The sequence below is a fragment of the Shewanella waksmanii genome, assembly GCF_043643685.1.
Taxonomy (GTDB): Bacteria; Pseudomonadota; Gammaproteobacteria; order Enterobacterales; family Shewanellaceae; genus Shewanella; species Shewanella waksmanii_A.
In genome coordinates this window covers 1-13,653 of the sequence record NZ_JBHZSN010000021.1, presented here as the reverse complement: position 1 = coordinate 13,653, position 13,653 = coordinate 1, and the positions used below count along the sequence as shown (strand labels likewise).

The 13,653-nt window shown below is 41.9% G+C and carries 10 protein-coding genes; 4 read left to right on the top strand and 6 right to left on the bottom strand.

From position 1 onward, the window contains the following. Positions 1 to 22: 22 nt before the first annotated feature. Complete coding sequence (gene pdsO, locus ACHUFW_RS20785; RefSeq protein ID WP_394205802.1) at positions 23 to 757, bottom strand: sortase-associated OmpA-like protein PdsO; 735 nt, start codon at positions 755 to 757, stop codon at positions 23 to 25. Positions 758 to 980: 223 nt separating this feature from the next. On the opposite strand from pdsO, the gene pdsR reads away from it, so the two are divergent. The 3 genes from pdsR to ACHUFW_RS20770 all read left to right on the top strand — a co-directional run bounded on the left by pdsR (position 981) and on the right by ACHUFW_RS20770 (position 5,142). Beyond that, positions 981 to 1,673, top strand: a complete 693-nt coding sequence (pdsR, locus tag ACHUFW_RS20780; RefSeq protein WP_394205801.1) for a proteobacterial dedicated sortase system response regulator — start codon at positions 981 to 983, stop codon at positions 1,671 to 1,673. Between the two features lies 1 nt (position 1,674). Then, complete coding sequence (pdsS, locus tag ACHUFW_RS20775) at positions 1,675 to 3,855, top strand: proteobacterial dedicated sortase system histidine kinase (RefSeq protein WP_394205821.1); 2,181 nt, start codon at positions 1,675 to 1,677, stop codon at positions 3,853 to 3,855. A 114-nt stretch (positions 3,856 to 3,969) separates the two neighbouring features. Beyond that, positions 3,970 to 5,142 carry a cystathionine beta-lyase gene (locus ACHUFW_RS20770; protein ID WP_394205800.1) on the top strand — a complete coding sequence of 391 codons (1,173 nt, stop codon included), beginning with the start codon at positions 3,970 to 3,972 and terminating at the stop codon, positions 5,140 to 5,142. A gap of 34 nt (positions 5,143 to 5,176) precedes the next feature. Here ACHUFW_RS20770 and ACHUFW_RS20765 read toward each other — a convergent pair whose 3' ends face one another. From ACHUFW_RS20765 to yegD, 3 genes are all read right to left on the bottom strand, one after another. Beyond that, the gene (locus tag ACHUFW_RS20765) at positions 5,177 to 6,280 is read right to left on the bottom strand and encodes a PilT/PilU family type 4a pilus ATPase (RefSeq protein WP_394205799.1); all 1,104 of its coding nucleotides are present in this window, start codon (positions 6,278 to 6,280) and stop codon (positions 5,177 to 5,179) included. A 97-nt stretch (positions 6,281 to 6,377) separates the two neighbouring features. After that, complete coding sequence (locus ACHUFW_RS20760; RefSeq protein ID WP_394205798.1) at positions 6,378 to 6,854, bottom strand: CreA family protein; 477 nt, start codon at positions 6,852 to 6,854, stop codon at positions 6,378 to 6,380. Positions 6,855 to 6,900: 46 nt separating this feature from the next. After that, a complete protein-coding gene (gene yegD, locus ACHUFW_RS20755; protein WP_394205797.1) occupies positions 6,901 to 8,262 on the bottom strand; it encodes a molecular chaperone in 1,362 nt (453 codons plus the stop codon). A gap of 291 nt (positions 8,263 to 8,553) precedes the next feature. On the opposite strand from yegD, the gene ACHUFW_RS20750 reads away from it, so the two are divergent. Then, a complete protein-coding gene (locus ACHUFW_RS20750; protein WP_394205796.1) occupies positions 8,554 to 12,660 on the top strand; it encodes a hypothetical protein in 4,107 nt (1,368 codons plus the stop codon). A gap of 12 nt (positions 12,661 to 12,672) precedes the next feature. Here the strand turns inward: ACHUFW_RS20750 and yqfB are convergent, their stop codons facing one another. Further along, the gene (gene yqfB / locus ACHUFW_RS20745) at positions 12,673 to 12,996 is read right to left on the bottom strand and encodes a N(4)-acetylcytidine aminohydrolase (protein WP_394205795.1); all 324 of its coding nucleotides are present in this window, start codon (positions 12,994 to 12,996) and stop codon (positions 12,673 to 12,675) included. Positions 12,997 to 13,229: 233 nt separating this feature from the next. Next, positions 13,230 to 13,436, bottom strand: a complete 207-nt coding sequence (locus tag ACHUFW_RS20740; RefSeq protein WP_394205794.1) for a hypothetical protein — start codon at positions 13,434 to 13,436, stop codon at positions 13,230 to 13,232. Positions 13,437 to 13,653: the final 217 nt, after the last annotated feature.

Here is a 13,653-nt window from a genome sequence, read left to right as displayed (position 1 = left end):
TCATATTGCTCCACAACACCAATTAATGAGTTGCTGCTACAGCAGTTTCTTCCGTAACAAGACGCAGTGTTACTCGACGGTCAAAAAAGTCATTCTCAAAGCTCTGCTCTTGATTCAATGGTGAACTTGCGCCAAAAGCACTGGTGTCTAATCGGGAAACCTCTACGCCGCGATCAACAAGGTAACTTCTAACTTCGGCAGCGCGCTGTTCAGATAGTGCTTGGTTGTAGGTAGAGTCACCACGGCGATCAGCATAACCGGTCAAATCTAAACGCAGCGCTGGCGATTGATTTAGCAAATAGGCGACTTCATCCAACTGAGCTTGAAAATGAGGTTGAATTTCCGAGGAACCAGTCTTAAATTGCACATTTAAACCTAAGGTCAACTCTGCTAAACGGGTTGATTGCGCCTGTTGTAACGCCAACAATTGCTGTTTAGTTTGCTGCTGATTTGTCGCCAATAACTGCTTTTCTGCCGCTAAGTTATCAATCTCTTGCTGCTGCATAGCAAGCTGAGCGGTATTTTGTTTGAGCTCCGACTCATCGCCAACTGATTTACCTATCATGGTGCCAGTAAAAGCGCCGATAATTGCACCCACCGGACCTGCTACCACGGCTCCTAACACAATGCCTGAACTTAAACCGATAAGCTCTTCATTGTGAGTACGGGTGGTATCTTGCTCTTCTTGACCCGCGAAGCTTGCTTGTGAAAACGTTACGCTAGAAATGATTAATGCGCTGATAAGTTGCTTCTTCATAGTGTATTCCTTTATTTCATCCGTTAATGAGTGTCGACTTAATGCGTCGTTGTTCGTTGATGTGATCTATTAAAACGGTTTGAAATGGCTACATTGAGCGGCAAAAATGGCATTGCATCGATCAAATGTGGCAACAAAATGGCAATTGGGCTTCACAGCTTTAAACAGCACAAAATTACTGTATAGTTCGAACAATCAACGCAGTAATAGAGATATCCAACTTATGAAACGCATTGCCATCGTCGAAGATGAAGCCGCTATACGTGAAAACTATAAAGAGGTGTTGCAGCAACAGGGCTACCAAGTACAAGCCTATGCAAACCGCCCTTCTGCTATGGAAGCATTTTCGACTCGTTTACCGGATTTGGCGATCATAGATATTGGTCTTGAAGATGAAATCGATGGTGGCTTCACACTGTGTCAGGCCCTAAGAGGACTCTCAAGTACTTTGCCTATCATTTTCTTAACGGCTCGAGATAGTGATTTTGATACTGTTTGCGGTTTACGTTTAGGCGCTGATGACTATTTGACGAAAGATGTCAGTTTCCCCCACCTTATCGCCCGTTTAGCTGCATTATTTCGCCGCAGTGAATTAATTGCGCAAACCAGCTCTCAGGATAATTTAATTGAGCGCGGTGACCTAACTATCGATGCCAACCGCATTCAAGTGTATTGGAAACAGCAAGCTATTGAGTTAACTGTCACCGAATTTTGGATGGTACATGCTTTAGCCAAGCACCCAGGTCATGTGCGTAGCCGTCAAGCCTTGATGCAAGATGCTAAAATCTATGTTGACGATAGTACTATCACGTCGCACGTTAAACGGATCCGCAAGAAGTTTTTACAACAAGATCCACAATTTGACTGTATAGACACGGTTTATGGCATGGGATACCGCTGGGATCCACAAGGCTAATATGTACCATCCACCCATAGGTTTACGCACTAAAGTCACCATTTTATCGCTATTTTTGTTGTGCCTGCCCTGGCTCGGCTATCAATATGTATGGGAAATGGAAAAGTACCTAAGACATGGCCAAGAAAAAACCTTAGAAGGCACGACTCAGGCACTAGCAACGGCGCTACATGAAAGGCCTAAACTCTTTGACAAGCAAGCAAGTTTTCTCAATCAAGTTCAACTTGGGCGAGATCTATATGCCTATCCGCTAGCTCGTCCGATCCAACTTGATGGAAAACTTGCTGATTGGGATGCTTATCGGCACCGTTCCATTAATTATGGCGAGCAGTACCAGATTTACCGTGCCGATCCAGCCAAGCCCTTAACCTTAAGTTTTGAGCATATGGTGGGCAAATACTCTGGTTATCTATATGCCTTTTTTGAGGTCACCGATCCCAGTGTCATTTACCGTGGCAGCAACAGCTTACAAATTGATAATAACGACCACCTAAGTATTGCCACTTTGGCCCCAGATGGTGAATTTCGGCGCTATATTGTCTCCACCGTCAGTGATGGTTGGGTCAGCGCTTACGAGTTACCGCTCGACCCCAATAAACGCACGCCGGTTACCCCAGAGGTGCGTATTCAAGGTAAATGGCTAAAGACTGACAAAGGCTACAACGTCGAACTGAGAATGCCGCTACATATGGTTGGCAGCAAATTGGGTTTTGCCATCGCCGATGTCAATTCAAAATACAGCCGTAACATTGAAGCGATTATCGGCACATCCGGTATCGATGATGTGGATAAATTAGGCACGGTACTTGTCCCCTCACCTGAAATTGAAAGCATCATTAAAGGTATGAGCCACAACAGCTCGCGTATCTGGGTTGTCGACAAACATGGTCGCGTGCTAGCCAAATCTGGTGATATTCGCGCCAGCCAAAGTGTTTGGACCAAAACTGCAGCAGAGCAACAACCTGCAGACAATGCGTGGGATCAATTCAAACAGCAGTACTTACATCCACTTTATTACAAAATCCTTACCACACCACCTAAAGATTTTGTTGATTCTTTACAAGACTCTACCGTGCTTAATGGCAGCCACATCGAACTGGCATTACAGGGCAAACAAGGCTCCACATGGCGATTAACCCCCGACAATAAAGCGGTTGTTTTAGCCGCGGCCAGTCCAATTTGGATTGATGATAAAGTGATGGGTGTTGTGATTGCAGAAGAAACCACGCACGGTATTCGAACCCTGCGAAATCGCGCACTGGAAAAGCTATTTAATGTCATTCTCACTGTGATGAGCATGGGCACATTGGCCCTGTTCTTTTTCGCATCGAGCATCTCCAGCCGTATTCGACGCTTACGTGATGATGCAGAGCAAGCCATCGACAGCCAAGGCCGAATTCAAAAAGCCATTGAGCCCTCAAAAGTACGCGATGAAATCGGTGATCTTTCCCGAAGCTTTTCTAATATTGTCAGTCGGCTCGGCCAATATACCCACTACTTGGAAAATATGTCATCACGGTTATCCCATGAGCTCAGAACCCCGGTTGCAGTGGTGCGCAGCTCACTTGAGCACCTGAATAATCAATCACTTGATGATACCAGCCAAAAATATGTCGACCGAGCTCAAGAAGGAGTAAGTCGGCTTAATATGATTTTAAATAATATGAGCGAAGCAACTCGGCTTGAACAAAGCCTGACACATGCAGATCGTGACCAGTTTGCATTAAATAAAGTGATTGCCGGGGTAATGCAGGGTTATCAATTTACTTACCCTAAGCAGAAATTTGAGCTCAACATTTCCGATAACAATTTGCCCATGCTGGGTGTCCCTGAATATATCGCCCAATTAATGGACAAACTGATCGCCAATGCAATTGAATTTAGTCCCCAGCATGATGCCATTGCTGTTGAGTTAACCAGTAACGGTAAACACGCCCAGATAACCGTATCAAATCACGGTCCCGGACTGCCTAGCGATATGGGTGAGCAGATATTTGAATCTATGGTGTCAGTACGTAGCCAAAAAGCACAAGAAAAACCCCATTTAGGTTTAGGGTTATACATTGCACGGCTTATTTGTGATTTTCATCAAGGCAGTATTAGCGCTAAAAACCTATTGGATAAACAACACGAGGTGATCGGTGTGCAAATGACCATCAAATTGCCCCTGTTTTCAGGTTAATTATCCATTGTGCTGATTCGAAAATGTTCAACTAATGACAATCACCACTTCTATTTAGCCATATAGATGTTAAGATGGCTAAATAGAAGTGAATGGCAAAATAATGGAACAGGCATGAAAAAAGAGACAGCAATCGTCAGTGTTGGCCGAGATAAAAAGTGGACCAAAGGCGTCATCAACCCTCCAGTCTTTCGAGCATCAACCATGGTATTTGATACCATTGAAGAGATGCGCTTTGCCACCAAGAATCGCGCTAATGGCGAGATGTTCTATGGCCGCCGTGGTGGGCCAACGCATTTTGCATTTCAGGCAGCCATTGCTGAACTTGAGGGAGGTGTTGGTACCGCCCTTTATCCGTCTGGCAGTGCCGCGATAAGTGCAGCACTGTTATCATTTTTAAAAGCTGGCGACCATTTGCTGATGGTCGACAGTGTATATGAGCCAACTCGCGACTTATGTAATAAGCTTTTGGCTGGGTTCGGTATTGAAACCACTTATTACGATCCTATGATTGGTGCTGACATCAGTAGCTTGATAAAACCCAACACTAAAGTATTGTTTTTGGAATCACCCGGCTCTATCACCATGGAAGTACAAGATGTCCCTACCCTGTGTGAAGTGGCCCACCAACACGGACTCACGGTGATGTTAGACAATACGTGGGCATCTCCGATAAACAGTCGTCCATTTGAAATGGGCGTTGATATCTCCATCCAAGCCGCAACTAAGTATATCGTCGGTCATAGCGATGTGATGATGGGCACGGCTACGGCCAATGAAAAACATTGGGATCAACTCAGAGAAAACAGTTACCTCATGGGACAGTGTACGTCGCCTGATGATGTATATTTAGCTAGCCGAGGATTACGTACGCTGGGCGTTCGTATGGCTCAACATGAGCAAAATGCCCTCAAAGTCGCTAACTGGCTGGCAACTAGGCCGGAAGTGGATCATATTCGCCACCCAGCATTTGAATCTTGCCCGGGTCATGAGTTTTTCAAGCGTGATTTCGATGGCGCCAACGGCTTATTCTCATTTGTATTGAAGCAAGGCAACATTAAATCGGTGACGGCTTTTGTTGAGAACATGGCGCACTTTAAAATGGGCTTTTCATGGGGCGGCTATGAAAGCTTGATTTTAGGGGTGTTTGGTATCGACAAATTGCGCACAGCGACAACTTGGGATAGCAGTAAGCCGTTGATTCGTTTGCATGTGGGACTGGAAAATCCAGATGATCTTATCGCTGATCTAGACGCGGCGTTTGAGCGGTTCAACCAAGTACTATAGCCTGCTATATTCAGGGTGGCATTAGCCACCCTGATCAATCTACCTCAATATTTTGATAATCATCACTAATACCTTTACCTTCAAGTAAGCGAATTTTCACTTCTAGATTATGCCGCGAATCACCAAAGTTTAGCGCAGCATGCTTGTCAATGCGGCCTTGTTTATACAAACGCATAATCGCCTCATCAAAGGTAACAACCTCTTTTTCGAGATTACGTTCTAGTGCATCGCGGATCTCGTCTATTTTTGCTCTGCGGATCAGTTCACGAATAAAAGGCGTGTCACGCAGTATTTCAATCGCTGGCCAACGTTTGCCATCGACACCTGGAATTAAACGCTGGCATATCACAGCTTTAAGATTATGGGATAAATCCACTAATAACTGTTTATGGGCTGTTTCAGGAAAAAAATTAATCACTCTGTCTAAGGTTTCAATACTATTGCTGGCATGTATCGTCGCTAAACACAAATGACCGGTCTCGGCGTAAGTGATGGCATTTTTCATGGTTTCTTGATCGCGAATTTCACCAATAAGAATCACATCGGGTGCTTCTCGCATCGCGCTTCGAAGCCCGTGGGCATAGCTTTTGGTATCTTCGCCAACTTCGCGCTGATTAACAATAGACTGCTTATAGCTATGAACAAATTCAATCGGATCTTCAATGGTCAAAATGTGGCCCGCTTGTTTAGCATTTCGATGGTCAATCATCGCCGCTAAGGTCGTCGATTTACCAGAGCCAGTAGCACCGGCCACTAATATCAAGCCTCGAGGCAACATCACTAAATCGGCAAGACAATCGGGTAAATGCAGAGAAGAAAGCGCCGGTACACTACTTTTTATGTGCCTAATCACCATCGCCATATCGGCCATTTGCCTAAAGATACTCACTCTAAACCGACCGACACCGGCTAAGGTCACCCCGATAGAAACATCCCACTGCGATTCAAATAGAGCTAGATGACGATCTTTCATCAGCGAGTAGGCAAGCGTCTTAACCGCCTCTGCATTCAAAAGCAACTCTGGCTCTATCGGACTACACTGACCTTCTATTTTGATCAACACGGGAGAGTCGGGACTAAAAAAAAGATCAGAGGCCTCTTTAATCACCATCAATTTTAAATACTTTGCAATGCCCATATGCGTTCCCTTTATATCGGCAATAAAAAAGGTAACTATTTAAGTTACCTTTAAAACATAGCATAAATAATCCAACAGACAGCCTAGGCCATCCTTGTTATGGATTTGCAGTCATTTTATTTGGCTGAACCCATGCTTGAGTGCCATACAAAGGTACAGTAGACAAGGCATGCTTATGGCTACCATTGGTTTCTTTGGTGGAGTACGAAAGATACAATAGTGTCTGATTTTCAGCGTCATAGATGCGGCGTACTTTTAACGACTTAAACAGAATACTCAAAGACTCTTTAAAAACAATTTCGCCATTTTTACTGCGGTCTATGGCCGCGATATCAGCAGCACTAATTGGCCCTGTTTGCCGACAAGATATGCTCATATCTGATGGATCAGCAAAATCTAAATTGGCCTCAACCCGGCTGATGTGACAGGTTACACCCGCAATTTTAGGATCGTCTCTTGCGTCAATCACCACATCTTTGGTCGTGAATAAGCCTAAGCTAACTTTACCAACATCATCACCACAGCCAGCCAGTAAAACCACTCCCACCAGGGCAAGCAATGTCTTAAATTTCATGTTTAATTCCTTAAATTCATTCAAGTCATTCAATGTGACTTGGTAACTATTTAAACATCTTTTGTGCCCAGCGCGTTAATCCAGCTGTCACGCTACCAAAGTGATCGCCAACGACCACAGGTACCTGAGGATAAAGCCCAGAAATCACCTGATATATTGCAGGGCTGCGAGCTGTACCTCCGGTCACATAGATGACTTCAGGTGCTCGGCCAGCTTGTTCAACAGCCTGACTCATCAACTCAACAATTTTACCACTGGGCGCGCCAATGGCTTCAATAAACGTCGCTTCATCTACACTCGCTTTGATATTGTCGCACAGATAATCTAGTTGCACTGTGACCGCATCATTATCGGTTAGTGCAATTTTGACCGATTCAGCGCTGCGGACAATGCGATAACCTAATTGGTCCTGCTGAACTTTAAGTAACCTTGATAATAGCGAAGGTTCCCGGGCATCTTTAATCAAGTCGGTGATCATGGTCTTAGTGCTTAATGAGGCGAACTCTCGCTGTGCACTAATATCATTGACAGCTACGGCATTCCAAAAAGGTTTACTCGGCACTGGCAAACCATTGTTCATGAGGGTATGTAATCCTAAATGAGGCATAAAAGCCCCCATGGCTAGCGCAATATCAAGATCGTTTCCGCCAATCCGCTGACCGGTGTGAGCGAGAAAATCAGCACTGCGATCAATCGCTTGGCTATGGCTTGGTCCCATGTTAACCATAGAACAGTCTGTAGTACCGCCGCCCACATCAACCACCAAAACGCATCGGTCTTCGTTTAAACTGGCCTCGTAATCCATTCCTGCAGCAATTGGCTCATAAAGAAATGCAACATCAGCAAAACCGGCACGTTGTGCAGCCAAACGCAAAATGGCTTCTGCTTGCTGATTACTCTCCTCTCCGCCAATACCCTGAAAATTGACTGGACGACCAATAACGGCATGGGTAATCGCGTGGTTTATATTAGCCTCGGCGGTGCGCTTCACATGCGACATCATCAAGGTGACAATATCTTCAAATAAGGCGACTTGTTCAGCTCTTAATCCTTTAGCGCCTAAAAATGATTTAGGTGATCGTACGTAAAAACCTTCTTCTGGCATCTCCATATAAGCATCAATCGCCGCCTGACCGACAAATACCGCTTGTTCATCAGCATCTAGATCTAATTCTCGCCTCGCAGTGCGTGCTCTAGCTAGCTGCGATGAACGCATTTGGGCATATTGAGACTGCTGGGATTTAGGTAAAATATGCAACACTGCTTCAGAGATTAATTCTCGGTCCATCGCATATAAAGTGGAACTAATATATTGGCTAGTCTGTGTTAGCTGAGCAAGCTTAACCTGTCCATCCACCATAGTACCAACTGCGCAGTTTGCGCTGCCATAGTCAAAGCCTACAAACATGACCCACTCCAAAGACAACAAAAAAGCCGGCAACGTTAACACACTCGATGAAAAAGGCAATACTAATTTCAGAGATAAAAAATAACATTTCAGTGTAGTAAAACCGAAGCTATGACACTAACGACATTTGCATAATTAGGCTTTCTGGGAGGGAGTTTTTAAATTGAACCATAATAGGTATACAACGGCCAAATTTAATACTTAAGACTGCATTACGCTGAATAAATTGACTATTTTTAACCCAATAACTAGGCTGATTTATTGGTTAAAAATAGCACATATTATAGTCCCATGGATGCGACAAAACCTAATAAACCTAAAAGCAACTTCACTGCATACTTAATCTTAATATTTGCAGCTTTTATATCTATCGCTATATACCTAAACTATAAAGAAAATATTGATAGGCAAGTAAATATTGACTATTTTCGCCAACTATCAGAAGCAGAAGACTCACTGACCCATCAAGTATTAAGGATTAAGGCATTAATAAAATTTAAAGAGTTCGATACATTATCTAGACTGTACAACTCATATAACAATACGTCATCATCAAACCCACACTGCAAATTTCAGAGTGGTCTACAAACAAATATTGATGATATATCAATAAAAATCGGCACGCTCAACAACATGTGCTTTATTAGTCAATCAAATACAATTTCAATCGACCTAAATGAAATGTTAGCAAAGCTATCTAACAGATTTGACGAAATATTGCTGGCAAATGAAGATAGCATCATTATCGGTCACTCAAACAAGTACAGTATTCATAACATTAATAATCTCAAACAGTTAATTAATGAATCATTTAGCCAATCAAGTAGCTCTTTTATAACCAACCTACTATCAAAAAATACCAAAACGAGCTCAGAGGGTGACAAAAAGATAAGCAAAACTAGCTACACAGACACCTTACTAGGAGGACAAAAAAGTCGGATTTTCTTTCACCCCATTGAGCAGCAAAACCTACAAAATGAACACAGCTTCTTTATCGTTGCAATTCTGTCTCACCAAAAATTAACCAGTCGTGACCCCTTATCCCACAATCTGCCTTTTCTTATTTTTGGTGTGCTTTTTCTTTTAAGTACTTGGGTGATTACTTTATTATGGTTTTACCCGCCCCATGCAAGCTTAACGAAATTCACTAGAAATCTTTCTATTATCACGTTATATGGGCTGTTATTTACCACTTTAGCATTAGCGCTATCGATGAGTTTTAAAAATCGAGTCAAAGCCCATCAAGTTGAGTTAGCATCACAAAGAGTTGCAAGCTTAAACAAGCAACTACTCAATGAAATTAAACAAGCTCAAAATAAACTACAACAACATAAAGGTGTTCTTGAAGAATTATGGGAAATACCAAACCCTTTATCATCATTCGTAAATTATTTCCAAAACTCTAACATCCTCAATCCACAATTTTCACAACTAAAAATTGAAGACAATACTAAAGAATATTTATACACATACGATGATGCCGTCTCTGGCGCGATAGATTGCTTCATAATTTACAAAGAATCAACCAAAGACAAAAATGACCGCGCTAACAAGGAATTACCGAAAAAGAAGCAATTGTGCCCGTTTGCAATGAATAAAGATGTAATAGCTGATATCAAAGGTACAGAAAAGGACTCTGCTATCAGCATGCGGTTTATTGGAAGTGAGCTGAGTTATCATCGGTCTTCCGACAGTGGTTCAACACTTAAAAGTCCGCAGTATTTAGCAAATCTAAAAGTGAATGATGGTAGCAATGCACCGCACAAAAATAAGGTATTTCCTGTTGGCGTATTTATGACTAATGACGAAGGAAGATCCACCATCAGTATACATCATCACGAGACTAATCTAACCAGCGGCACAAGTGTTGCACATCGAAGCTATATCAAGGAAATACAACGAGGCAATGGCTGGAAAATACCTAATGAATCAGCTTCCTTGCCGCCAATTTACCTTCAACGGCTTTACAACATCGCCAATGGTTCTCTAGGCACCACCATCAGTATCCCTTCAAAATATGCCAATCAGGTGGTTGCAGGTGATTTCTATTTACCTAGCATATTTACCATGGGTTCTACTGACTATAGCAAACAAACCGACACAGCCAACGCATGGATATCGGAGCTGAAACTGATGGTCACTAACAGGCAATCTGGTGAGGTTATCTTTCATAGTGATAATCAGCGTAGCTTAAAAGAAAACCTCATTACATTAAACAGTAACAAAGCCAAAGAGTTCGCAGCTTGGTTAGCAAGCTCAATTCCAACCAAAGATAATAAACAAGCTAACTTTAATGGTTATTACCATGGCGAGTCTGGTAAGTACTTAAAAAGCACTGCGTTGTTTGGCCCTTATGTAGTGACAGCATTTTTACCTGATAGTAGTTTAAAATCACTAGCGGTCAATCAATTCACTTACCTACTGACTTGTATTTCGCTTGTAATGTTAACAGTGATTTCTCTGACCTCATTAAGCGCCTTGATTTCAAACCGCTCACAAAATCAAAAAGCCAACCGCTACATAATCAACGGGATTAAACACCCTTTCTTCTACCGTTTGCATTTGCCAACAATTATCCTAGTCATCGTTCTCATCATGACAGAAGCGTATTGGATATCAGCTTTGACTACGTTGGCAACTGCAGCATTGCTATGTCTATTAATCGGACTATATAGTCGAAAAGAGTTTATAAAGAGCCAAACCCATTTCACAGAATTTACCATCGAGAGTGTTATCAATCATAAAGCCGCCCAATCAACATTAATTACACTGCTCGTTTGCGGACTGTTAGTTTACTCTAGCTACAACAGTAGTATGTCCATTTTTAATGACTATCAAATCAAAGTCTTTCAAGCTAACAAACAACAAAATCACAATGAAATTGCAGGATTTTATCGAGAATACTTCCCCAAAGTATTAGCAAAGTGCGTCACTGGTATACCGGATAACAAAAAAACCATTTGTCCTTGGTTTGACCTGTCCGATCCTGAACACTTAAAAACAGTAGATTTTGCCACCTACATAAAATTAAGACTTTTCAAACTATTTATTGGTGAACAACTTAGTGTCATCAAAGATCGAAAGGGAAAAGCTCTCACATCATCGGTAAATGCTCCGTCATTGGCTTGGCTTGGCTTCGCCATCATGTTTGCCAGTATATGGTTGCTGATTTATACCAGCTGGGCTAAACCTAGATTGTTGCTCTCGACAGGTACCAGAAAACACTTAACCTTGATGCGCATGGTAAACCACGACCTCGCCTTAAATGAAGCGCAAAGCACGCAAACTACACCAACGCAAGCCGCACTTACCATCTGTATAGGTATGACCAAGCGCCATGGACGAAATTTAGGCTTTGGTCTAGAAAAGCCAACTTCAACGATAATGAAAACTCTAATCAATATTATGCCTAAAAATCAGCATACGCCTGAAAACACAGAAGTATCGAGCCAAGATAGTAGTTCCCATCGCTCTGAAGCCAGTTATAAAGAGATGCTACCTAGCATCAAGTATCACTACAACGAATCCAAACACTGTTTGGCACTTTGGGATCTAGAGATTTGCCTTGAAACAGATTACACACGCACGCAGCTTCTCAAACTCATAGAGGGACTTAAAGAGCTCAATGAAGAACAAAATCTTGCGGTTACTCTACATTGCTCCAGTGCCACATTAGATAAGTTAAATTGGTTAGATGAATTACAACTCAAAAACTTTGAAACATTAGGTCACCGCGACATGCTCGCTTGGTCTGAATGTTTAATGGATTTTAATGTCATGGTCTCTGAAGAGATCCAACGCTATTATCTAGGCTTAGATAAGCGCATTGCAGAGGCAGAGCAAATTTCGTTACCCGAATTAGCCTCTATACCACTGTATTTAGATCAATTGGCCAATCAAAATGCTTTTGTTAAAGGTAGTTTCACACAGTCAAATTGTCACTCAAAAGCTCATACCTATAGCTACTTACTTCATCTATACAGTGCAACCTATCGCTACAAGTGGGAAAGCTGTAATGACAATGAAAAACTCGCTCTGTTTTACTTAGCAAGAGATGAGCAAATCAATCCTCAAAATAAAAACCTTATTAGTATCTTAGCGCAAAAAGGTTTAATAGAGCTCAAACCCAATGGCATTGATCTTAAAATTATTAATGAGACATTTAAAATATATGTCAAATATGCTGAGTCTCAGAAAGTATTTGATCAACTTAAACGCCGCGGAACAGCCGGTACTTGGAGTAATTTTAAAGTACCATTTACACTACTTATCATCATGGCGGTGATTGGCTTAGCCTTAACTTCTGGTCAATCAATCTTCGTGCTTTTAGGGGGGATCAGTGCTGCGTTATCCTCCATCGCCAGCATCAGAACCCACATAGGGGTTGGTAATAAGTAAAACGAAATGTCATTAATCAACCAATTTATAACTAATGACATAAAGCTGCTCGGTATCAGGATAGACCTCGCGGATAATTTGTTTTAGTTTCTCAAGGGGAAGATACTCTTGCTCAGCATGGTAATCATTTAACTCGCTAAATAAGATAGGCTCTACACTAACAATTTCAATGTCGCAGACTTTAACTTGGGTTTCTAATGTGAAAACTTCTACTTGAGTTCCCGGTACATAGTGGCTTTCCGCTTCATCGCGAATGGTGATGGTTTTCTTACCTGATGCCACTAACGGCGTTAAAAACTCAAAAAAGGTTATCTGTGTTGGAATAGCTTTATTCACGATGGCTTCTCATTAGTTTATATAGCGCCAAGTTTACCTTAGATTTTCGTAAATTAAACCTTAATCAAGTTAAAGTTAACAAACAATAAAATTATCGAAAATACTAGCTACCAATAAATAAAATATAAGGTTATTGAACAAAACAAAATAAAAAAAGATAAAAACGAGCCAGATATAAGGTGCCTATTGTATCAAATTTTGGCACCCTAACACTCAATCAAATAACAGCTAACTTAGTAGAAGTTACAGCCACCTGGAACGCGCTGTGCACAAGATTGAAATTCATAACTACACTGCATTGGTGTTTTCTCGCCAGAGCTTAAACAAGTATCCCATGCACGGTTGCACTGAGAACATGATGGATTAAATGCATAAGCTGATACAGCAGCCCCTAACCCTAGACCTATGAGCGCGACCTTAAACATATTACCGATTGTCATTATTATATTCCTTCTATTTCATTACATTTAGTCTCAATAAGACCTAGTAAAGCTAACATCGAAAAAAACCAACCAGCAATTACCCAAAAGTTCACAATACGCGCAATAAATAAGCTAAAAGTAGAAGAAAATTTGCAGAAGTGACTAGTCCTGAAATAGGTTGACACTTTTTCAGTTTAAAACGCTCGATGAACTTCATCGGGCGTTTTGTATTTTA